The 24144-nt window shown below is 47.8% G+C and carries 17 protein-coding genes and 1 tRNA gene; 7 read left to right on the forward strand and 11 right to left on the reverse strand.

All coding sequences use genetic code 11. From position 1 onward, the window contains the following. Positions 1 to 184: 184 nt before the first annotated feature. Positions 185 to 961: a glycosyltransferase family 2 protein gene (locus Pan161_RS04115; RefSeq protein WP_145224321.1), complete on the reverse strand. Its 777-nt coding sequence runs from the start codon at positions 959 to 961 to the stop codon at positions 185 to 187. 301 nt (positions 962 to 1262) lie between these two features. On the opposite strand from Pan161_RS04115, the gene Pan161_RS04120 reads away from it, so the two are divergent. The 4 genes from Pan161_RS04120 to Pan161_RS04135 all read left to right on the forward strand — a co-directional run bounded on the left by Pan161_RS04120 (position 1263) and on the right by Pan161_RS04135 (position 5029). Then, complete coding sequence (locus Pan161_RS04120) at positions 1263 to 1874, forward strand: superoxide dismutase (protein ID WP_145224322.1); 612 nt, start codon at positions 1263 to 1265, stop codon at positions 1872 to 1874. A gap of 116 nt (positions 1875 to 1990) precedes the next feature. Further along, the gene (locus Pan161_RS04125) at positions 1991 to 2377 is read left to right on the forward strand and encodes a hypothetical protein (protein WP_145224323.1); all 387 of its coding nucleotides are present in this window, start codon (positions 1991 to 1993) and stop codon (positions 2375 to 2377) included. A gap of 192 nt (positions 2378 to 2569) precedes the next feature. Beyond that, positions 2570 to 2929 (forward strand): hypothetical protein, encoded by a 360-nt coding sequence (locus Pan161_RS04130; protein WP_145224324.1) that lies wholly within the window; start codon positions 2570 to 2572, stop codon positions 2927 to 2929. Positions 2930 to 3313: 384 nt separating this feature from the next. Beyond that, positions 3314 to 5029, forward strand: a complete 1716-nt coding sequence (locus tag Pan161_RS04135) for an ATP-binding protein (RefSeq protein WP_145224325.1) — start codon at positions 3314 to 3316, stop codon at positions 5027 to 5029. Between the two features lie 22 nt (positions 5030 to 5051). On the opposite strand, the gene Pan161_RS04140 is transcribed toward Pan161_RS04135, so the two are convergent. The 5 genes from Pan161_RS04140 to Pan161_RS04160 form a co-directional block, all read right to left on the reverse strand. Further along, on the reverse strand, positions 5052 to 9440 hold the full coding sequence (locus Pan161_RS04140) for a serine/threonine protein kinase (protein WP_145224326.1): 4389 nt from the start codon (positions 9438 to 9440) through the stop codon (positions 5052 to 5054). 197 nt (positions 9441 to 9637) lie between these two features. Continuing rightward, positions 9638 to 10537: a WD40 repeat domain-containing protein gene (locus tag Pan161_RS04145; RefSeq protein ID WP_145224327.1), complete on the reverse strand. Its 900-nt coding sequence runs from the start codon at positions 10535 to 10537 to the stop codon at positions 9638 to 9640. Next, positions 10534 to 12204: a S41 family peptidase gene (locus Pan161_RS04150; RefSeq protein ID WP_232103613.1), complete on the reverse strand. Its 1671-nt coding sequence runs from the start codon at positions 12202 to 12204 to the stop codon at positions 10534 to 10536. Before Pan161_RS04150 ends, Pan161_RS04145 begins: the two co-directional genes overlap by 4 nt. Before the next feature lie 424 nt (positions 12205 to 12628). Beyond that, a complete protein-coding gene (pepT, locus tag Pan161_RS04155; protein WP_145224328.1) occupies positions 12629 to 13873 on the reverse strand; it encodes a peptidase T in 1245 nt (414 codons plus the stop codon). A 41-nt stretch (positions 13874 to 13914) separates the two neighbouring features. Next, complete coding sequence (locus Pan161_RS04160; RefSeq protein WP_145224329.1) at positions 13915 to 15072, reverse strand: sialidase family protein; 1158 nt, start codon at positions 15070 to 15072, stop codon at positions 13915 to 13917. Between the two features lie 287 nt (positions 15073 to 15359). Between Pan161_RS04160 and Pan161_RS04165 the strand changes: the two genes are divergently transcribed. Together Pan161_RS04165 and Pan161_RS04170 are read left to right on the forward strand one after the other, a co-directional pair. After that, positions 15360 to 15433 (forward strand) — tRNA-Met (locus Pan161_RS04165). Between the two features lie 355 nt (positions 15434 to 15788). Continuing rightward, entirely contained in the window at positions 15789 to 16979 is a 1191-nt protein-coding gene (locus Pan161_RS04170; protein ID WP_145224330.1) for a hypothetical protein, read from the forward strand. A gap of 49 nt (positions 16980 to 17028) precedes the next feature. Here the strand turns inward: Pan161_RS04170 and Pan161_RS04175 are convergent, their stop codons facing one another. From Pan161_RS04175 to Pan161_RS04190, 4 genes are all read right to left on the reverse strand, one after another. Beyond that, a complete protein-coding gene (locus Pan161_RS04175) occupies positions 17029 to 17586 on the reverse strand; it encodes an HdeD family acid-resistance protein (RefSeq protein WP_145224331.1) in 558 nt (185 codons plus the stop codon). A 432-nt stretch (positions 17587 to 18018) separates the two neighbouring features. Continuing rightward, complete coding sequence (locus Pan161_RS04180) at positions 18019 to 18894, reverse strand: DUF1559 domain-containing protein (protein WP_145224332.1); 876 nt, start codon at positions 18892 to 18894, stop codon at positions 18019 to 18021. 295 nt (positions 18895 to 19189) lie between these two features. Next, complete coding sequence (locus Pan161_RS04185; RefSeq protein ID WP_232103614.1) at positions 19190 to 20320, reverse strand: prolyl oligopeptidase family serine peptidase; 1131 nt, start codon at positions 20318 to 20320, stop codon at positions 19190 to 19192. A gap of 143 nt (positions 20321 to 20463) precedes the next feature. Then, positions 20464 to 21288 carry a HEAT repeat domain-containing protein gene (locus Pan161_RS04190; RefSeq protein ID WP_145224334.1) on the reverse strand — a complete coding sequence of 275 codons (825 nt, stop codon included), beginning with the start codon at positions 21286 to 21288 and terminating at the stop codon, positions 20464 to 20466. Between the two features lie 183 nt (positions 21289 to 21471). Here Pan161_RS04190 and Pan161_RS04195 point away from each other — a divergent pair, with 183 nt between their 5' ends. Continuing rightward, positions 21472 to 22386 carry an alpha/beta hydrolase gene (locus Pan161_RS04195; protein WP_145224335.1) on the forward strand — a complete coding sequence of 305 codons (915 nt, stop codon included), beginning with the start codon at positions 21472 to 21474 and terminating at the stop codon, positions 22384 to 22386. Between the two features lie 81 nt (positions 22387 to 22467). On the opposite strand, the gene Pan161_RS04200 is transcribed toward Pan161_RS04195, so the two are convergent. Next, a complete protein-coding gene (locus Pan161_RS04200) occupies positions 22468 to 23988 on the reverse strand; it encodes a DUF4185 domain-containing protein (RefSeq protein ID WP_145224336.1) in 1521 nt (506 codons plus the stop codon). Between the last annotated feature and the right edge of the window lie 156 nt (positions 23989 to 24144).

Here is a 24144-nt window from a genome sequence, read left to right on the forward strand (position 1 = left end):
CGTTTTCGTGTCGCATCTCACAGCCATCTGACTGGTGCTTACCAGGGTCTGTACTGCTGAAGGGCTGTTGAGAGTGCTTTAGTTTGACTAGTCTCTAACTGAATGTCGAGTCCTTATGGATAGATTTCAAGTGGAAAGTGGCTGATGCGTTCTAACCCTCACCTCACAAACAGCGCCTTCTGATTTACTCACTATAAGAATCGGTACGATCGTTACAATTCCCCGACGCGCAACAGGTCATGCCTGCTGCCTGCATTTCACGATCAAGTACTTCATCATAGTATGCCTTTCGCCTGATCGCATCATCCAGTGAACCACCAAAGCTGCGTTCCTCTTCCAGGTAAACCAGGGGAACAGCGAATTCAACAATTTTCATCGCATGTGCTGCTGCCTGGACCCAAAGTTGCAGAGGCATCGCGTATCCCAGATCCGTTACTTTGAACAGCGACAAGGCCTCCACGCGATATGCTTTCAAGCCACAAAAGGCATCCGTAATGTTGAAACCCAGTTGCGCGTTAATCCGATTTGTCACCGCGACATTGATCTGACGACGATCTTCCGGGGGGATACTGTCACCATTAAATGACTTCAGGTAGCGACTCCCAGAGAAGATATCAATCGGGTCCGATTCAAAGCGATCGCGCATCTGCTGAACCAGATCGGGAAGCAAGCCGGGTTCATGCTGGCCATCACAGTCAATCGTCACCAGTACATCATATTCATTCTGATGTTCCACCGCATAATCAAAGGCACTCTTCAAGGCGGCTCCATACCCCCGGTTTTCCGGATGAGTGATCACCGTAATTCCAGCAACTTTTTTCAGGATCTCGGGAGTCCCATCAGAGGATCCATCATCAACGACCAGAATCGTTTCTGCGTACTTTTTGACTTCGGTCAGCACATCCACTACATGGCATTCTTCATTGAAAACGGGTAAAGCAATCAACGCTTTCCGGTTCATATCGCAGATCCTTGAAAATCAGGAGTTTTCTATCGAAATTGACAGCTCGGTTTCATTGTAGACCGCAGCCCTCTAAGGTCAACTATTCTGCCCGACAGAAGGCCGGACCCCGCTGACAACTCTGTGAAAAGTTCATAGCCTGTTGGTTGTGAGAATGGTTTAATCTTCTACAATGGAGAAAGAGGATGTATTTGCACAGTCTTAGATTGTCCTCATTTTAATGAGTTCGACACACCCCGCAATATACATAAAGTCACCAACACCTTAGACTAATTACCCGGAAACACAAAGGAGTTCTCGAATGTCTTATTCGCTTCCCGATCTACCCTATGCTTATGACGCGCTGGAACCACACATTGATGCAAGAACAATGGAAATTCATCATACCAAGCACCATCAGGCTTACATTTCAAAAGCCAATGCTGCTCTGGAAGGCCATAGCGATCTGGCTGCCAAGTCAATCGAGGACCTGATGAGTGACCTGAGTGCAGTCCCCGAAGATATTCGTGGTGCGATTCGAAACAATGGTGGCGGACACGCCAACCACAGCCTGTTCTGGACCGTGATGTCTCCGAGCGGTGGCGGTGCCCCCAGTGGTGATCTTGCTGCTGACATCGACTCAACCTTCGGCAGTCTCGATGCCTTCAAAGAACAGTTTTCTAATGCTGCTGCTACTCGATTTGGAAGTGGCTGGGCCTGGCTGTCCGTCGATGGTGGAAAACTGGTCGTAGAAAGCACTCCCAACCAGGACACTCCGCTGTCTGAAGGGCGTACTCCGATTCTGGGCCTCGATGTCTGGGAACACGCATACTACCTAAACTACCAGAACAAACGTCCTGACTACATCTCGGCATTCTTCAACGTCATCAACTGGGATGAAGTTGCTAAACGCTACGCGGCAGCGAAAGGTTAAGTTACCGAAAGCGGTTTTTGCTGAATTTTGGTTCGACATTCGACCGCTGAACTACCGATATAAAAAAAGCGGCCTTCATATTTTGAAGGCCGCTTTTCATATCGGGAGAAGATTTTATGTCAAACCGCAACTGCTTTTTTGTCGTCCTGGCTGTTCTAGCCTGTACACAGACTGGCTGTCGGACTATCCCCGATTATCATCAACCCGCTGGTTTCAGCAGCACATACCATCAGCGAATCTACCCTGAAACCGCCTATGCTTCACTTGCAGATGCTTCGACTCGCGAAAAGCTCAAGGACCCTGGTGTCTTTTACCCTACCGATGTGAAGGTCAAACAGCCGAAATACGTTGCTCCCCTGGCTGAGATCAGAGAACGTATTTCAGATGAGGATCTAAGTAACGAACGAAGACAGCTACAACTGGACAGTTTAAAACGGGCCGATGATTATATTAATCAGGAACCCATTTTCAACCAGAATTTCCCAGCTCCTGGTAACTGGTAATTCCCAGCTGTTGACCGCTTTCTGACCATTGCATTGTAAAGATTACATATTTCAAAAAACTGAAATGCAGCTCCAGCTTCTGATTTTGACACAATGCTTAGAACGAGCTATCTTTCCAGTCTGCTGAAATGAAGATTTAGCTGCGTGGGAATCTTCATATGGATACAGTGCACATGGGAAGGAACCCAAACAGTGGTAAATGGTCAGCGTGTTGTTGTGTTTGACGGCTTAAATGAAACAGAAGAGGTCCTCAAGGCCATTCTGGAACCCCGGGGATGCAGTGTCGATCGAGTACGTCAACGAAATTCGAATGACCTGAATTCCAACTGTGAAATTCCCAGCATTGTTGTTGTCCACGATGATGACCTGAACGAGTCTAACACATCGCAACCCGGCTGGAACCAGGTCCCTAAAGTTGTCATAGGTTCAGTCAGAAAGTCTAAAATCACAAGTGCCGGCCAAACGACCCGCTTCCTGATGCAGCCTTTCCAGTACGCAGAACTGATTGACTCCATTGAAAGTCTGCTGCAGCAATCACCTGCCAGTGACTGATGCCCGGAAATTTCTTAAGCTGGATCAACCCTGAATCCTCAGTTGGGATTTGAACAGGGCTCCCGCCTGCGGTATGATCCTATGCAGGATCAAAGTTCAAAGCCATTTAGCTTTGCCTCAGGCGCACCATGGTGTGGCTCTCAATCGAAGTCTATCACAGGTCGTGCGAAAACGATGTCTGATCGCTTTCTGATGTTGCTACCCACCAGCACGTCATGAATTCATAATTCACGTTAAACCACATGTTTTTCGTATGAACTCAGAAGCAAAACAGCAAGGTAATCAGTATAAATGGAAATCAGCTTCAGCGGGCGCCACGCATTTCAGCAGACAGAGAAACCCTCATCTCCGGGGGGATCCAGTCTTTGACTGGGAAACAATACCATGAAACGGTTAACAGGAAATGATGTAGCCAAAGCGACGTTACTGGTCATTCAGGGCGTTGATCTGGGTACACGCTTTAAACTTGGCACTGAACCAGCCGGAGTAGGGCGGGGAGTCCGCAATGAAATTCGTATCCTGGACACCGAAGCCTCCCGCCAGCATGCCCTGATTTCTTATAAAAATGGCTCCTATGCCATTACTGACCAGAACAGTTCGAACGGGACCATGGTCAATGGCACTCAAATCCAGACTTCAAAACTGAATAATGGCGACCACATCCAGATTGGTCGCAGCCTGCTGCTTTTCTCCAGTCAGTCACTGGATGAAGATTCCCGATATATGGCAGAGCAAATTGACCTGATCAGTAACGAGGATTCGAACCCGTCCAGTATCACTCATGAAGTCAACCACCGGTTTGATTCGGTCGTTCTCGACACAGCCGATGTTTCCGGAGTGATACAACAACACGAAATCCAAAACGATCTGCAGGCGCTGTACCGGGTCGCCGAGGCATCCGTCAGCCCGACAATTTCTCAGGAAGAGCTGCTCAAACGAATTCTTGATCTTACCATCGACACAGTCGGAGCAGACCGGGGCTGCATGTTGATCACAGATCCGCATTCCGGGGAAATCCTGCCTCAGATCTACAGTAGCCGTGAAGAAAAAAAATCGGGTCCCCGAATGCCTGTGTCGCACAGTATTGTGGATTATGTACTTAATAAAAAACAGGGGGTTCGCACTTCCGATGCACAACGCGACCAGCGGTTTGAAGGGGGACGCAGTATCCTTCAAGCTGGTATTCGTGAGGCGATGTGTGTCCCGATGCAGGGGCGGCATGAGCTGATGGGGGTCATTTATGTTGATACGACGACTTCACACCCCGAAATGCTGTTGAAAAATGGTGCCGTCGAAAAATTCAGCGAGGAGCATCTGCGACTGCTGGTGGCCATCGGAAGACAGTCTGCCCTGGCGATCGAAAACTATCGCTTTCAGAATGCCATGTTAAAGGCAGAACGTTTTGCGGCGATGGGACAGACCATCGCCACCCTGAGTCATCATATCAAAAACATTCTACAGGGAGTCCGCGGCGGCAGCTATCTGATCGACATGGGACTCAAAAAATCCGAAGAAGATCTGGTTCGCAAAGGCTGGAACATCGTCGAGAAGAATCAAAACAAAATCTATCACCTGGTGATGGACATGCTCACTTTCAGCACTGAGCGCAAACCGGCTCTCGAACCTGGTTCGATTAATACACCCGTCAATGACGTGTTCGAATTAATGCAGGCGCGGGCGGAGGAATGCGGTGTGCAGCTCAAATGCGAACCGGCTGAAGACCTGCCGGAATCCGTCTACGATCACGAAGGAATTCATCGTGCGATTTTAAATATTGTCATTAATGCCATCGATGCCGTAGAAGGATCTGAGCATGGCATGGTACTGCTCGAAACCACCTATCTGCGCAAAGCGGACCAGATCCTGATCATGGTCTCAGACAACGGTCCGGGAATTCCCCAGGATCAGATCAACAAAATTTTCAATCTGTTCGAATCAACCAAGGGAGCCAGGGGAACCGGGATCGGCCTGGCAGTCAGCCAGAAAATCATCCGAGAACACGGGGGAGAAATCAGCATTGAAAGCGAAGCTGGTAAAGGCTCGCGTTTCACATTGTCCGTTCCGCGACTGGATGAAGATCACCCTCCAGCTGCAAACTGAGACACAGAAATTCAGACAGCTCTCAGAATGCCCGTTTAAGGCGGCCGGATTTATCCTGGCTCTGCTTGCCTTCAATGATCTTCTGTAATACAGCAGGATCAGCGCCCAGCGGTTGTTTTAGTGCGGACCAGGTTGCCGCCTTACATGTGGGTAGCAGTTGAAAATGAACTGGCTGCAATTTGACCAGGGGAGGCAGTTTCTGATCCTGTAAAATGACCCCTCCGCGCATCGACAACTCATGCTGATCGGCGTCTGCACCAAAGAGACTTTTCATGTCTGCTGAAAACTCCTTTCCTGCGCCCGGAGAACCGCCGGTTGCCCGATCGGTCGCATTGAATCGCTCCACCATATACCCGTTCGAAGTTCCCCACCACTCGATCCCCTCATGGCCCGATGAAGATTGTGGAGTTGAGATCAGCGATGCCGTGTTAGAGAAATCAGAGCGAGAAGCTGAGCTTGACGGAGCAGGCAGGAACAATGACTCTTCCGCAATAATCTGAATTGCAGATCGACCAGAGTTACTACTTCCCGATTCTTGTTTGATGGCAAAAACTGACCCCCGCGGGGCAAAAGTACTTTGATTCAATCCTACATGAATTCCGGGTGAATCGCCCGCTTTAGCTGGGAGAGCGAATATGTCCTGCTGGCTGAGAAACAGGCTATTGTTGACTTCCAGATCCAGCTGATTGGATCCGGATTGAATAATAGTACTTGAAGCAGTTAGAAATGAATGGTCAATCTGAATCTGATTGGATTTACCCTTGGAATCTGGTTCAACATAAATTGCGGACTGAAACCGGTTATTATTCAGTAACAGAGCAGACAGAGCGCATTGATCCAGCCCCAGCCGACTATTCTGACATGACACAAAATGCCGAGGCACAACACCTTTTCGATCCGGGGAAATTCGAAACGCCCCTCCTGACACTACCAGGGTTGAATTTTTTAAGCCGAAGAAAGCTTCTATCCCTGATTTCGAGCGTGACTTTGCAGTAGAGGGAATTAATTTTAATTCAACAACCTGTGGGCTCTCAGCACTCTTGTGCTCAAAAACCAGCTGGATCTGTTTATTCTCCAGAGTGACAGGTGACATGTAACAGTTGCCCTGACCACTTAGATTCACCCGTGTGGGCCCGGAAATCGCTGGACTATTGAGGAAGTCGCTAAGATTCCCTTTTGTCATATCGAACGTCACGGCTTTTGCTTTGGCAAACTGAGTCTGAATTGCCTGTTCAATGTCAGGCTTCCCCAGCACGGCTTTGATTCGCCTCTGTTGACTCGCTGTCAGGGTGGTAAGTCTAGCAGGATCACATCCAGCAGTGACGCCATCCGCTGATATGGCGTATACATTTTTCTGTTTGGAAAAATCCAGTAAGGGTTTAATAAATGCGGGGGTCAGTAAGTCATCCAGTTCTGCAGGCAGATTTGGCTGAAACATGTCGGCAGCAACATGATTTCCCCAACTCTGCTGCCAGGTTCGATGAGAATCGATTCGAAATAAATTCTGTGCATTTCCCTGTTCTGTAGAGCGAAGATAGGAAGGCCAACCCCAGAGGAGAGTATTTTCCAACTGTACCTTGATCTCATCAAATCGACTTGCACTCTGGCTTCTCAACTTATCCTGAGGCCAGTTTTCGAGATTCAGCATTGTGGCCTGTTTATTTTTTTGACTCCCAATCAAAACGGAATTGATTACAACAATATCAGTTTGACTACTGGCAAGTGCCGCTTGTTCAGACTTTTCCCCTTTTTTCTTTTCCTGGGGACCAGTTAATGCGAAGATTGTCTGGTCGGAGAGCAGGGTACTGGAAAATATCCTGGTGGTGCGGGGAACCTTGCGCTCCTGCAAAATCAGACCGGGGGTCAGAGCCAGCTCCAGACTGTCCAGTTCCAGACAGGGTGCTCCTTTGGATGAGAGGAAGCAGTTAGAGATCAGGACATCCGCATAAATCTGATCCACGCGAACCGCTTCGAGCTTCCGCCCCATGATCACAGAGTTTTCCAGAAAAATACGCGACTCACCTTCAGGTCGTCCTGTCGTTGTACGTGGCGCTCCCGTGGAGTTGATCAGTCGAATTGTTCTATCAGTTGTCCCGGTCAACGTGAAAGAACTGTCCTGGAATGTGAGATCACTCTGCTTTAAATCCAGGATATTGCAAACTCCGGAACCGGTAAGCCCGGACACATCACACAGCAGGTCCACTCCCTGAAAACGCAGTAAGCCGGAAGAAAACGAAAACTGGTTCACCTCAGCCTGTGTCTCGTTTTCACTTTTCGTCTGCATCAGAATTGTTGGCTTCTGATCTGCATCCGCCATGATAATTAATTGAGAAACATCCTGTAATCGATGAGGATTAAACAAAAATGGTCCTGTTCCGTAGAGACGGATTACCGCACCTCTGGAAGTTACCTCACTCAGAGCTTGATTTAAACTGCCCCAGACTCCAGACTCATTTTTACCCTGTACCACTTTTAAAACAGGTAAGCGAGGATCCAGGTTACCTGCATTCGGTCCAGAGAGTGCAGAAAACACTGCCCCCCAGTCAGGCAGATATTTTTTTTCCTGTCCCCGGACAGGCATGCCTTTCCAGGACTCTGCAGCCCCTCCTTTTTGATTTGATGAATCTACTGCAGTTTTCGCATCCGTAACAGCAACCTCTTCTTGAGTAGAGTCTTCTACCGGTTGTTCCCCCGTTGCTGCATTTCCGGGCTGATCTTCAGCATTCGCCAAATTACCCTGCTGATTCTGCTCTGCTGTGGCAAAAGGATTACTGGCAGGTCCCTGTTGTGGTCCGTCCGCCGATGAGTCCAGAGCATTGATCGCCCACCAGATCAGGAGAATCAGTATCAAGACTCCCCCCGCCAGCATGGCAATCTGTCTGTAATCAACGGCGATCTGACCTCCTGCCACCGGCTCGTCCACCGCAGTTACATTTGTAGTTTTCAAAGACTTTTTCGGTGGACGACCTGAATATCCCTGGCTTTTCCGAGCTCCCGTTTTTTCTGGAGTTTGTTTTTCCCGGCTTGCGGGTCTGGTTCCTTTACGTGGTGGAGAGGCAGCGGGGGAATCCTGTTTCGAAGAACTCGCAGTCTGGCGCGTTTTCATTGCCGAATCAGAAATGACAGAACCTTCCTCTTCCTCCTGTGGCTCCTGACGTTTCCCGGAAGATCGCCTGCGTTCAACCTGCTTTTTACCTTTTGCTGGTTTAGCTGATTTGGCAGGTCGCTTGAGTCCCGGTACGGTCACATCTGATTCGAATTCGACTTCTCCCGCGAGTTGCTGAAGATCGAAACTGGTGCTGAGTCGATCATGAGTCTCACTCTCTTCATCTTCCTGATCATCAGTCGGACTGCTGTAATCGGGCATGAATTGATTAATCAGGAAATCACTGCTGTCTGCTGCTGGAAGATCATCTGTCCCAAGTGCAGGTTGCTCTCCATCCGATTCATCGTTAGCCAATGCTTCCAGAACATCATTCCCGACATTAGAGCGTTTCAGATTCGAGTTCTTTAAGTCTTCCAGAAGTTCAGCCGGGGTCTGGTAGCGATCCGCCTGTGGTTTGGCCATCATCCGATGAATGATGGCGACAATCCCTTCCGGCACACGATCATTGAGCTCCCGAGGATCGGGCGGAGGAGTGGTAGCATGGGCTGCGAGTTTATTGGTCAGGCTTCCTTCAGAAAAAGGGGCTCGGCCAGTCAGCATGTGGTACCAGGTACAACCGAGCGAATAGATGTCGCTGCGGATATCAGCTGCCTTACTGTCACGGGCCTGCTCGGGAGCCATGTAATCAACGGTTCCGACAGTCGTACCGGCCCGTGTAATACTGGTTTCAGTATTATCATCAATGGAACGAGCCAGTCCCAGATCAGTCAACTTAACAACGCCATCCAGACGAATGAGAATATTGGCAGGCTTGATGTCACGATGCACGATTCCCTGCTGGTACGCATGTGACAGAGCCTCTGTCACCTGTGTAATGATTTCAAGTGACCGGCGAATTGGGATTCGTTTTCGCTTATTAATGAGATTATGAAGATCTGTTCCCTCGACATACTCCAGCGCGATATAAAGATATCCATCTTCTTCACCAGCATCATAAACTGAGACAATGTTTTCATGACGGAGATGCGCAGCCGCCTGTCCCTCCGCTTTGAACCGTTTGACCAGAACGGGGTTTTCGGCTTTATCACGTGGTAGAATTTTTAATGCAGCAAGACGATTCAATCTGGTATCGCGAGCCAGAAAGACGGCCCCCATACCTCCCGCACCGATCTCTTTCTCGATTTTGTATTTGCCCAGTGTTTCCAGTTTGGGCACGCGCGCGGACTGGCGTTTTTTTTTCTCAGGAGTATTTTCATTCCGCTTGGCCATTGCCTGCCCCAGAAATGTCTGAATCGACAGATTCAAAAAACGCCTTACGTGAGTTCGAACGCTTTCGGAAATTGTTAAGAACTGATTTGGAACCACCTAAACCCGAATGACAGAAGAACATATATCATAAGCTGTTGGCAGGGGAGAGTCAAAATAGACCCTGATTCTTTTCAACCTTCCTCCATAAGAAAATAAGGACTGCACATCACAACAGCAGACACCCTGGAATCTGATTAAATCGAATCACTCCAGTCCAGGCACTGTACGAGCCCGGATTTCAAACCACAAACACACCATTGACCAAACGGATCGCAGGCAACTTCAATCGCTTCATCAGGAATGACTCCCCCCCAAATCAGCTTACCATCCTGATTTAACCAGTACAGTTCCTGCTCAATCGTTGCGGAGACGATACGATTCCCTGAAAAATCACAGGCCAGAACTTTGGGAGTGCCTTCAAAAATCAGAGTCCCTGCAGATTCACCATCATGATCAAAAATTAAGATTCCATAATTGAATCCTGCCAGATACAGTCGCTGGCCATCTCCCGAAATTGAAATCCCCCCACAATTAGACCAGTGCTTTTCGGTCCAGATACAATTTCCCTCAAGATCATAGCAGCAGAGAAACCCGTTTTCCGCAGCCCCTATCAATCTAGGTTCTGTGACCTGAAATTCGAGATAACTCAAAGGACGCATCGTTTCAAAACTGGCAACTTTCTTTTTCTGCGAGTCAATCAAAATGGTCTTACCGCTGGCCAGACTGACTGCCAGATAGTCTCCGTAGGCATCCATGGTGATAGCCAGGCATTCCACCGAAAAAGAGATCGCCCACAAGACATTCAGATCACGATCAAAGCAGCAGATATTATTATCTGAGTAGATCGCAGCCCCTAATTTGCCACGATCACTCCAATGGACCAGTTGCACATCCTTGATGCCACGATTCAAATGCAGAAACTGCCCCTGTCGATCCAATAAATAAAGGCCGCCCGAAACATCGGCGGCCAGTATTTCTCCGGTTTCCCGTGCCAGATCCAGCGCAAGTAAAGGAGCTTCTGTTGAGAATGACCACCGTAATCCGGGGGTTGTTCCTTTTCCCTGTGTGAGCCAGGCGGCACGTTCATCCATCATGGTGTTACAGCATATTGCCTTTGTAGTATTTGTAAGCCGCGTTTGATATCAGAATCTGCAGCGAGTTTCTGCTCTCTCGAGGCACCATACATGGCTGTCTGCAGTTCGTCTTTTTCAACCGTGATTGTCGGTTTGATTCCGATCTTACCATAAGTGTTACCTTGAGGCGAATAGAATTTGGCAGTTGTCAGGCGTAAACCCGTCGAACCACGGATCGGGAAAATACTTTGAACAGACCATTTCCCATAGGATTTGCGTCCTACGACTGTCGCACGACGATGATCCGTTAATGCACCCGCCACGATTTCGCTGGCACTGGCACTGTTTTCATCGATCAGTAATACCAGAGGAAGTTTCCAGGTACCAGGACGATGTGCCGTATAACTCCAGTTCTGGTCGGAAACGCGTCCTTTAGTAGAAACGAGTTTCCCTTCTTCCAGAAAACGATCCAGCACCTCCACAGCAGCAGACAGTAATCCTCCTGGATTACCACGCACATCCCAGATGAGCGACCGCATGCCTTCACCGTGAAGTTTATGCAGGGCAGCATCCAGTTCTGCAGCAGAAGTTTTTTGAAAACCGGTCATTTTGATATAAGCGATTCCATTTTCCTTATCGAGCATTTTGACGACAGGAAAGCTTTTCACCTGGACTGCTTTTCTTATAACCCGTGCAGTACGTGTCCGGTCACTGCCGGGACTTTCCAGTTCCAGAACAACCTGGCTGCCTGAATTTCCCCGCAGCAGATTCGCGGCCTGGTCGGTTGTCATGTTCCGGCAGTCATTTTGATCAATGCCTACGATATGATCTCCCGATAACACCCCGGCCGCTTCGGCAGGGCTGTCTGGCAGTACGTTCAACAACAGCATGCCTTCTCCGATCTCGGCTTTCATTTCGATCCCGATACCGACAAATTCGCCTTCGATATTATCGTACAGGTCTCCCAGACGTTCCGGAGTCAGAAAGCTGCTGTAATCATCCAGGGCATTACAGCCACCGAACATGTATTCAGAAATCACAGCAGTATCCCGTAAGCCCAGATTCTGATAAGACACGGTGCAGACTTCGATAATCAGCTGATGTGCCCCGTGATGACTTGAGACAGATTTATTCCAGTAATTTTCTCTCAGAATTCGACGGACCGTACGAATCTTCTCTGGTGGCACTCCCTTCAGATGAGCTTTGATAAACTGATCATTAGCCAAAGCCAGATAGAGACTTTCCGTACCATGAGCCACAAAGGAGGTCGTACTGAGCGGATCGACGAAGTGTGATTGAATTTTGGATAAGATTTCGTCGAAGAGAATAAAAGCTTCCCTGCGGGACTGAGACAGGAGCACCTTTGAAAAGCTGTCATCCATATAACGACGGTCGATACCAAAATGAATTTTGGCACGTCGCAGACCATATTTGATATTGTCGTTCTCAGGCCACTCCTTCAGAGCCTCTTCATAATGCTCAATTGCCTTGATCCATTGTCGATTTCGCTCAAACTCTTCCCCCTTGGCAATCGTCTGGCTTTGCGAAACTGGAATAACAATGGGAAGTTCACCGGGATCAGCACCAGCATGATTTGAGCCGGCTGCCAGTAAACATCCCAGTAAATAAACCCACAAATGATTCGAATGGAATCTCTTCAGAAGTCGCATCTTGGTTGTAGAAAACATGGTTCCCCCTCTATAACCGGCGTTTTATCCTGTTGCTGATGGCCGCCACAAGCAGGGCTCATCGAAAGCAGGCAGGTAAACAGTCGCCGGTTCGCGCTACACAAAGTATGCACAGCGTTTATTTAAACAAGTATCTTGCCGATATGTTTAACATAAGCCACAAAAATCCGATGGTCAAACAATCGTTTTCGTGAAGATGCTCTACGACCTGTGTAATCGATTCATTTTTAAATGACCATTTGAAAATCGAATCAGGCAGAGTACGACCGGTGGAGGGCGGGTTGTCTTAACTCGTTATTACAACACGCGCAGCTGGAACCGAAGCGTTTATCCAGCTTCGCCAACCCCGGCAACCCGGATAATCAGAACCGGGAGGAGCAAGATCAGGAAAAAAGCAAAGAGAGTCTCAATTTCATTCAACTCGTCAGTTAGAAGCGCAACGTTCTTCACCCCAGAGAATCGCCAGTTGCAGGAGGACATCCACTGCCTGCTGCATTTCTTCCACTGTGGTCCATTCCAGGGGCGAATGCGGATTATGCTGTCCACTGGAAAGATTGGGGGTGGGTAATCCTTTTTCAGTCAACAGACTGCCATCCGTTCCCCCACGAATCACATTCAAATTGGGTTCAAGGCCAGCGGCGCGAGTCGCTTCGATTGCTTTTTCCAATGCACGAGGCTCTTTAGACAAACCATCACGCATATTACGATACTGTTTATGAATGTTGATCGTAATCTCTGCTTTGGGATATTTCTGGCGCAGTAGTTCGGCCAGTGATTCCAGCAGTTTGGCATATTCCGCAAGTTTTTCTGTTTCAAAATCGCGTAAGATCAAGCGGGCAGACGCCTCAGAAACACTGCCCTCTATATGGTAGGGATGAATAAAGCCTTCTCGCCCCTCAGTGGTTTCCGGACTTAACGTTTCTGTAGGCAACTGAGCAATTAATTCGCATAAAATGCGATTGGCATTCACCATCACACCTTTTCCGACAGAAGGATGAGTATTGATACCTTTGACAACAATCACAGCCTGATCTGCGGAAAACGTTTCGGAATCAATGCGGCCACTACCATCACTGTCCAGAGTGTATGCACAGCAGACGCCAAATAAATCCAGATCCAACTTTTCTATCCCGCGACCGATTTCTTCATCGCATGTAAAACACAGCCGAATCGGGCCGTGTGCGATTGAAGGATCCCCCATCAGTCTCGCTGCTGCGGCCATCATCACTGCCACCCCCGATTTGTCATCCGCTCCCAGGAGAGTCGTACCATCGGTGGTAATCACCGTTTTCCCCTGCATCTCCTTAAGACGAGGTTCTTCACTCACTCTCAATACGCGCGAACGATCTCCAGGCAGCACCAGATCTTCACCATTATAATTTTCATGCACAATCGGTTTGACGTCCGTGCCTGAGAACTCGGGGGAAGTATCCACGTGTGCCACCCATCCGATCGCGGGAACATCCGCTTGAATCGTGGAGGGAATCGTGGCCATCACAATTCCATACTCGCTGATGGTGACATATTCCAGTCCCATCTGCTCACACTCTTCAAACAGCATCCGACTCAGAACCAGTTGTTTTTTTGTACTCGGAAAGGTGGGACTGGTCTCATCCGATTGGGTATCGATTCGGACATAACGTAAAAAACGATCAAGTAATGAATCCATAAGAATCTATCTTCTAATATTAAATGGGTCGTCCGTTTCACCTAGGAACCGGGCTGAAGTGAAGCGAGTTTAAAAGAGACGAATTCAATGGTCCGATATCCGCTCCGTTCATAAAGTAGACCAGTTTCTCCATCTCCCATTTCAGCGAGACTGGAATACGCAGCAGAACCTGATGCCACCAGCCGCGCAGCAATCCAGGTCCTTCCTTCATCTTCACTGAGCCGCACCACCATCTTCTCCCGTTTTTTACTGGCGGGATTACTGAAAAGAATCTGTCCTGGTTTACCCGCAGAAGGAAACCGGACTCGAATCAAACTGGCCTGACAGACGGGGTCGATCAATGACTGATCCAGCGTCACATCAGACCAGGTTTTGCCGCTATCACTGGAATACGAAATCGCGCGACGATTTTCACCGTGATAGCTCCGCATATTCATTAATAACCGACCATCAGACAGTTCGACGACAGCACACTCATTTGTTTTTTCTCCGATCGGCTCGCTCAACTCCCATGTCTTCCCGTGATCGTCCGAGAAAATTGCATGCGATCGACGTACAACCTTTCCCTGCAGTGACGCATTATGATCACAGGGAATGACCAGACGTCCTTTCAATTTTCCCCGAGTCAACTGAATCCCATTACCGGGGCCTGTCGCATACCACGTCCATTCCGGCTTCTTGGTCGATTTGCTGATTTCATAAGGTTGCTTCCAGGTCACCCCGTCATCATCGGAATAACTCATATAAACGCGACGCGTATCGCGACCTGATTGATCTTTGATCTGATTTGCGTGGTCTTTACCGTGATTCCATGTCAAAGGCAGCCAGATACGGCCCGTCGACTGATCTACTACAGGGCAGGGGTTACCGCAGGTATTTTCGCCATCATTCCAGATCACTGATAAATCAGACCAGGTTTTTCCTCGATCCTGACTCCTTTTGAGAACCAGATCAATGTCGCCACTGTCTTTTAAATTATTCTTACGGCCTTCTGCAAAGGCGAGCAGTGTCCCCTGAGAAGTGGTCAGTAACGCTGGGATTCGGAATGAGTGATAGCCAGATTCACCTCGCTCAAAAACGATCCTGCGAATCACTGGATCAAGTGGAGCAGGCGATTTCAGAGAGTTCTCCTCAGCAGAACAGGGAAGAGTTAAAACCATGATGACCAGGAACAGTAGAAGCTGCTGCCGATGTAACATATTTTGAGTCACTCCCGATCCAGAGTTGTCTGATTTCAATTTAGACCAGAAAATGAGTATATCGCCACTGTAAATGCATCACAATCAACGAAATTCGAGGCATTTTCGGATGAAGGGAGCGGTTGACTTGCGATCAATCAGGATTTTGTTAAGCTTTCGACTTCCTAGGGGATGTTTTACCTATAAAGTGAGATACCTAAGCAAGTTAGCACTGAAAATGACTTTTCCTGCAATCGAACTTTTTGTAGGATAGCCCCATCTGGCAAAGCCGTGGGGTAACCCAATCTGGCGGTGTAGCTCAGTCGGTTAGAGCAGCGGAATCATAATCCGCGTGTCGGGGGTTCGAATCCCTCCACCGCTACTTGTGTCATAAGAAGACACATTGAGATAAATGAAAACGGCTGAGCCTTTATCAAAAGACTCAGCCGTTTTTTTGTGTGGTTTTGCTGCCATAGAATGTTTGAGTTGCTTCTATTTAGCAGCAAACGATCAGATATTTAAGCACTCTTCCCCCGATGCCCGCTAAAAGACTCACTTAGTCAAAAAGAGATCTTTGAATAAATAACATGGCGATTTTACACAACATAAATGATTTACTTCTGTTATTTTACGTGCTACATTCACTTTAGATAGCCGACTTTGCAGGGCTCCTGGAAAACGGCGTCTATCTCGAAATCTCCCTGCAAATTTGCATTTTTCCTGGAATTCTTACAACCATGATCCTTCTCGTCCGTCTATCCCTGGTGGTTCTTCTGTTTTCCAGCAGTATTTTGTTTTCCGGTTGCAATTCAGAAAGAGCCACTAGCCCGGCTCCCGATATCACAGGCACCGAAGACTTGGAGTCTCCCGAAGAACTTCTACAGAAAGTGGAACAGGCGATTGAAGTCGCCCGCCAGCATTATCTGGAATCCGAGCAGCGCTCCCCCTGGGAATTATACCACGGGATGCTGGCATTTCGGAAAGACTATGAGATCAAAAAGGATGGCAAAGTTGTCAATGCGCTGGAGTGGATTTCTACCGGCCCTACTTTTGAAAATGAACCCTGGTTCCAGAAAACCGAGTTTGGTGGCCGCGCACATCCCTATACTAAATCTAATGCCTTTGAGGGTCATAAAAATCAATCACTGGCGATTCTAGCCATGGCTGATGTTCCACTTGATCATCAGTTCCAGACTCCTGATGGGCCCATCACAGTTGCGGATATCGTTGCCAATGCACAAAAAGAAATCCAGGAGAACGAAGAAGTCACCTGGTCACTCTGGGCCCTGGTGCATTATCTTGGCCCCGACGCCGTCTGGGAAGACAAAAAGGGGGAAGAATGGCACATGGAAGATCTGGTTTACATGCAGAATGCCACACTTTCGAACGAATCGGCCTGCGGGGGAACACATGCCTTGTTCGCTCTGGCCTACGCTAGAAACACTTATCAGAATTCAGGACAACGCCTGCGCAGTTACTGGCTGGAAGCCGATCAGAAAATCCAGAAACACATTGAAGAAGCCAAAGCAATGCAGAACCTGGACGGATCTTTTTCTTACGACTACTTCTTCCAGAAAAGTGCCAGTGAAAATTTTCAGGAACGGCTGGAAACGACTGGGCATACTCTGGAATTCCTGATGATGGCACTCCCGGATGATCGCCTCAATGAAGACTGGGTGCGAAAAGCACTTTCATTGCTGGCGAATGATATCATTAACAATAAAGATGAACCCGTCGATTACTCAGCCCTGTATCATGCCATCGATGGCCTGGTAATCTACCGCAACCGGATGTCACCCGATCACACAGCACAACTGGGAAGCAAAAACTTTCCGACACAGGATCAGTCCAAGACGGATGTGAAAGTTCTCAAGCCAGTTGTGCCACCCGCGATCCCCGAACTCCCGGAATTACCCCCCAAGCCGTAAGGGGGACAGTTGAGAGCTGGAGTTTTCCATCCACATCAAGCGTTTCGCGTTACACATCGATTGTTTCTGAAGTCCCGGAACCTCCGCCTGTCGACTGATTTGCCAGGCTGATCAGGAAAAATCCGGTCAGTAGAAAATCGACTCCCACCAGTGTTCCCACTGCCCACATTCCAGAAACAGGCCACTGGCTCCAGATCAGACCTCCCAAGAGTAATGAGATCATTCCACTGAAGAGAATTCGGCTCCAGCCAGCAGCAGGGCGGATTCCCAGCGACATGATAATTTTCCAGACTCCCTCGAAGACAAAAAACATCGCCATCATTAAAGTCAGTAATTCCAATCCATAAAACGGATGGAATAACAGAGTGAGCCCGCCGAGCATGATTAAAGCTCCCAGGATCACATGAAATATTTTCCCTGCGACATCTCCCATCTGCATCGCCTGCAAAACATACAGAATCCCCCCCAGCAGTAAAAATGCCCCAATTATATAAACAACAGTGATACCGGTAATCAGCGGTATCAGCAGAGAAATAACACCAATGACACAAAGAATAATTCCTGTCAGTTTAAAGTCTTTGATCGCAGGCAGGGCGGGTTGAGTCATTTGGAACTCTCTTCCAGTAAAGTAAGTTAAGAAGGATAAAAACTACTGCTATTTGACCGAATCTCCTGTACAAGACAGATAACCCTGTCTTACTGCTGCTTAAAAACAAAGCAGTTTTATGTGTGTCATAGTCAGTTGAAGCTGCTCTTTACTTAGTCGGAACCACTGCAGCCTCGACTGGAGAAAATTCATAAAGTTGTTTTTTGAACTGATAATACCTAAAACGAGGGCCAATTTGAGCTCTTCTGAAAATTTTCGAAAAGTGCTCTGGTTAAGAAAGATGGTTTCTACACAAGTTAAACAATGCCATTACAGCAGATTCGATCTGGCAGACTTAGTTTTGGTTCAAAAATAGAAAACCGGCGCATAAAAAAGCCCGTTGACCACTGTCAGGTTAACGGGCTCAATGATGTTTATAGATTTCGTTAGCAATTAGAATTCGCCAATAATTTCACCTTCCGAGATCGTCCCCAGAGCCGCCCACGTGCGAATACTCATATTCTCACTCAGATATCTGACCGTGCCATCCCCCAGTAGTACATGGGCGCCCCCCGTATGCGTACTGCTGATGGTCCAGGCGTAATTGCCATTGATAATATATTCCGTGTCGCTGGTATATCGGTCTACCCTGGCAACAATATGAGCGATTTCAGTACTGGCTGAACCAACCCAAAGCGCTCCATTCGGAGTCCCCTTGGTTGTCTTTTCACCGATATGAATCGTATTGGACAGGCCATCGGTATAATCTCGAATTCGACGTTTTGAGTTTTCGTAGAATGAAGCGGGGATATCGGCGGTATCAGCTGCATTGGCTGCGCTACGCGTTCCCACATAGTTCGACTTACCATAATTACTAATCTCAGTATTAATCCCCCCCATAGGATCGGAAGGGCACTGAAATACTGTGATAGAAGTCTTGGCCAGGGGAGGATTACCAGTGGTAGCCATAGCTGGCACACCATACCAGCGAATGTTTGTTGATGTCGCCGTCGTGTCAAAAGCACCTGACGCACTGATCTGGTTATACAGATTTGCCTGATCGAGGAAAGGCAGAATCATTGTCCCAAAACCCAGCAGACTTGTTTCAACTCGACCGGGTGGAAACACGCGATGGGTGTCATGGTAATTATGCAAAGCCAGTCCAATCTGCTTCAGATTGTTTTTGCAGGAACTACGGCGGGCTGCTTCACGAGCCTGCTGCACCGCAGGCAGGAGTAAGGCGATCAAGATCGCGATAATCGCAATCACAACCAGCAACTCAATTAATGTAAAGCCTTTTTTCTTTATTGAAAATCCAGACAAATTCATAATTCCTCTCCTGAGACAAAGGTGTTTTAGAGGAAATCAATTTCGCTCGAGCAGCCAGCTACTATGAAGTTCCTATATGAATGTTCTGAATTCTAAACTTACACAACTATAATGTAAAATTAATAATCTAATTTAATTAAATATTACTAATTTTATAACCGGCGTCAATTATCTACATAACTGGCAGGATGTTACTTAAACGCAGCTGGGAGCGAAATCACTCCGTTTGAGAGGAAGGATTCTATCCACAAGTACACAAGACGGTTCTCATGTTTATCTCCAGTCCCTGCACCACTTAGTTGGATTTTATGGGATTGTGCTTGAGCCAGTATTCAAAGAACTGATACATTTGCTCATTCGACTGAGGATTCGGGGCATGATCTTTGCGGTTGGTCATGGCCACACGGTTTTCATAGCCGAGAAAGCGATTCACGGCGATTGTGTGATTCAAAGCCCGCCATTGCTTCGGCCGATCTTCAGCCCCTCCGGAAACCAGGAACGGACGGGGCGCCATCAAAGCATGCAGCTCATGCAGATCGTGCCCCTCTTTGATGAGATCTTTGTACAAACCGGTGCGGGGATTCTCCTTTGTCGGCAAGCCGCGTTTGCGAAAATCGGGGCCCGCATATCCCAAATACCAGGGCTCCCAGTAATTGACACTGGGGCGAGTTTCATCAAACACAATGCCTCCGTCTGACCAGGCAGCACATGCAAATTTGTCATACAGACAGGAAGCAAACATCGCCCATTTACCACCATAGGAATGCCCGACAATCCCAATCCGGTCAGGGTCCACTTCGTTTCGATTTGCGAGAACATGAAATGCATTCGCGGCTCCATAAGCCAGGGCAGACAGCGGTTGAATTTCAGCATGTTCCCGATTGGGATAATACAGTGAGTAATCGTGACCAACAGAAAAAGTCACGAAACCTCGCTTTGCTAACTGCAGTGCAAAATCCCGATTCTCTCCCTTCAAACCGACGCCGGTCTCCGGTTCATAATAAACTACGAGTACTGCGGGCGTACTGTGATCGGGTTTTGCCCCCTTAGGAATTAAGAGATAGCCCGTATTAGGATGACCGGGTGCAATATCAAAACGTACGGTGTATTGAGTGATGTCCCCCCGTTCTTTCTGTTTCAGATATTCCACCTGGGGACGCTCATTCACTGGAGGCCATGCTCCCATCTTCTGATGCCAGGTCTTCAGAATTTCCTGACGGCGCGCCTGCCAGTCTTCCGGAGTCCTCACGGGGCGACCATCATAAAATTTTAACGGAGATTCATAATTACCCAGATCACCTTTGAATTCTGCAGCAGGTTCGAAGAAGGGGGCAATCTGCTTCCAGAGTTGCTGTGCATTTTCAGAATCGGGACTCTTTGATTTCTCACCCGCTTTAGAGCAGGGGGCGGTAGCCAAGAAAATCATGCACACGATTCCACAATAAGTCACGGGTTTCATCTCTATTTACTCCACTCAAGCATATCGAATTGGCTTTTTTTGACAGAATTGCACAGGCTTATCATAACCTGATAAAACAGCAAAAGAAACTACCCAAGAGGAGAACTGGATCACATTGGGAAAGTGTCATTTTCACCATCCTGAAGTTTGTGATGATATCGAATGCACTCAATCGATTCGGCGGCAATCGAGGATACGGTACCGATACCGGGACAGATCTCAAAATCACTTTCAACCAGAAACTCCAGCTGTTCCAACGCCCTTATCTCGTTGAGATATCCTAAAGAATAAGCAGCATCGCCTCGCACCCCTGCGGAATCGTCAGTGAGCAAACTGAGCAGGAATTTCACGCCGCTCCGATAATCTTTTGTCCGCCGATCAAGGTAATCCAGAGAGTGACTCAGACCTTCCGCAGCCATACCCCGACAACTATCCGCATCCTGTCGATCCCGGTCAGTGACAACTTCAGCCGAGGGTCCGTTCTGGGCAATCTCGCCTAATCGCTCTGTCAGAATCCTGGCAGCATCCACACTCAGTTTATCAATCCACTTGAGTGCATATAATACATGATAGTGAATCCTGATCTCAGAATGTTTCGAAAGCAACTTCAGCAACTTTCTGAGAACCTTATCTCCACCAATCCGGCCTAATGAACTTCCACAGAGTCCTGGTAAAAAGGCATCTTGGGAATACAACCCCTGAAACAGAATCGGCAGGGACTTAACAATTTCAAATTCGCCAAAAATGAGGACAGCAACTTGCTGACTTTGGGAATCATACTGATCAAAACGATCAAGTAAATTTTTAATAGAGTCAATCTTCAACTTACGAAAAACGCGTTCGGCTTTTGAGAAATTAATCCCCGAATCTGTCTGTCGAGAAATCTGCTCTTGAAAATACTTTTCTAACAACTCACGTTCGTCGAGTGAACTCATTTCAGCATACTTTTTTAAAATTGATTCAGCAGACAACAGTCTAAACCCAGACTTGCCGTTCGCAAATTATCTGATCAGCATACACATTCACTTTGATTCCGATATAATAAATTTCCAACTGTTTCTGAGAAACAAATTCTATACATTTTATAACTTTCCACTATATGTAAAGGATACGATGACATGCTGCGACTCCTGTTTTCCTTACTGCTGACGATCTCATTTACCTCTTCCGCGATATTCGCAGCTGACAAACCCAAGAATCCTCCGCCGACACAGGCTGACGTTTCTTATGGTCCCGCTAAGATGAACAAGCTGGATTTCTGGCAGGCAAAAGGCGACGGACCTCGTCCGCTTCTGGTTTACATTCACGGCGGTGGCTGGATCGGTGGCGATAAGGACCGAATCAGAAACATTCAGCCCTTTCTTGAAAAAGGGATCTCCATTGCTTCGATCAACTATCGATTAACAGGTGAAGCGCCACTTCCGGCTCCCGTACACGATGCCGCCCGTGCCATTCAGTTCATTCGTTCCAAAGCCGGTGAATGGAACATTGATAAAGAACGCATCGCCTTAACAGGCGGCAGTGCCGGTGCCTGCACTTCAATGTGGCTCTTACTGCACGATGACCTGGCGGACCCCAAAGCCAAAGATCCGGTGCTAAGGGAATCCACACGTGTTACCGCTGCTGCGGTCGCAGCGGGGCAGACATCCATTGACCCTAAAGTAATCGAACCCTGGCTCGGTCCCAACGTCCTTAAACATGCAATGATCTACAAATCGGTAGGCGGAAAAAGCATGCAGGACGTCATGGACAACTACAAACAACACGAAGCGCTCTACAAAGAATTCTCACCTTACAATCACTTGACCACCGATGATCCTCCATTGTTGATGACGTACAACAATAACATGAAGCTGCCTTCTGAAAATGCAGGTCATGGAATCCATCACCCTGTATATGGCGTCAAAATGAAAGAGAAAGCGGACAAAGCCGGAACCGAGTGTCACCTGTTGATCCCCGGCGTCTCAAAATCAAAAAAATACGCGACTTCCGATGAATTCCTGATGGACAAACTTTTAAACAAAGATTCCTGAACACAAACTTCAGAACAATCAGAACACAGAGACGTCTCCACCGATTTCGTCTCTGTGTTTTTTTATTGCTCTCCAGCAGACTCATTTCTCAAATAAGTCTGCCGCCAGACGGGGATCGGATAGATCAAGTTGGTACATGATCTGATTGTAATCATAGCGAGGCGTCTTGACCTCATTTCCTGAAAACAAGGCGGTATAAGTTCCTTCGAAGTAAATCAGACGTCCGTTCTCCCGGGCAAACAGCGGATGCTGCTTCGGATTATAGAAACTGTACTTGTCGTGTGTGACGATTTTCCGTGCCCATTTCCACGGTCCCAGCGGGCTCGCGGCTTCGGAATACCATATTTCTCCCAGTACGGAAGTACCAAATTTCTGTAGTCCGATCATCGTCCATTTCCCTCGATACGTATTCCAGGCTACAGAGCTGTTCTGAATCTCGACTCTCTCTTTTGTTTCAATATCACGAAGTTGAAAATATTGTTCCTGTTTTGTCAGCTGTCCTTGCTGAATCAGTTTTTCCTCCAGCTCGCTGGTTAAAGGGGGAATCTGCTTTCGCCACTTGTAGCGTAACTGTCCCTCTGCATTCCGATCCACAATCCAGTTTTCAGCTTTTGTTCCCGGCTTCAAATAAGAATAAGTTTCATACTGTTTCAAGTCAGCCAGATCAGCAGGATTCGCCGGGACACGAATCAGTGGGGCTGCCAGGCCGAACAGAATATATTCGTCTCCTGACATTTCATATTTCACGGGATGTCCGACCGGATAGAGCGGGGCATTGAAATCAAACACCTCTCGCTTTTCAAATGCTTTCAGCTCATCATTAAATTCGACCAGTCCCCGTTCATAAACGGTCAGAAGATCCTTAATTTTGACGTATTTCGCGAACAGTCGTTCGTTGCCCTGCTCATCACGAATCGCTACCAGGCCATCAATCCAGGTCGGCCCCGTGCCAGGCATATCACAAGTTTTCTTTGCGAGGCCGTTCTGATCCAGAAAATAATTTAGATTGACGCCTTGTTGAATCGGTAGTCCTCCCTGACCTGGTAGATCAGAAACGGCACCTGGCACGGAAAAGTTCCCCAGAGGATAGCTGGGTTTTTTCGTATCCCCCCAGAACCAGTACATCCGATTATTGAACTTCGCATTAACGACACTGTCAGAACCGAGCACGCGTCCATTCAACACAGGCTGCACTATTGGAATCGCAGCGCCTGACAGCAGACTGTCTCGATAAATCCCTTCCCCCGTCACGCGATACAATCGTTCTGCCAGGTTGACCCGCTTCATTTCCAGGACGGCTTTTCCTCCAGGAGTGACCTTAATTTTTTTACCCTTAAATCCAAACCCGTCTGCAGGAAATTCGTATCCGTGACTGCGAACAAAAAAGTAGACTTCCAGATTCATTAATCCTGGTTCGTTGATCGCAGCGATGCCATTACTGTCAGTGACAAACAGAATCTGATTGACCGTCTCCAGTTCAACCAGTGGTATGCCTCTTCGTGACTCTGCATCGATTACCTGGAACTGAAAATATTCCGCAGCTATAATCACGCGAGGTATAGCCATCAACAGTACACAAAGCAGACATCGATTATATTTCATTGAATTTCCTGTTCGTTAATCTCCATATTTTTCCGCTCTTGAACAACCACATCTCCGCATTTAACACTTTCAACAGTCAGGTGAGCCACGATATACTTAAGCTTATGATAAAACAGCAGCTTATAGTGGCTGATCCTCCAGTTTGAGCCCACCTGA

The sequence above is a fragment of the Gimesia algae genome (genome assembly GCF_007746795.1).
Classification (GTDB): domain Bacteria; phylum Planctomycetota; class Planctomycetia; order Planctomycetales; family Planctomycetaceae; genus Gimesia; species Gimesia algae.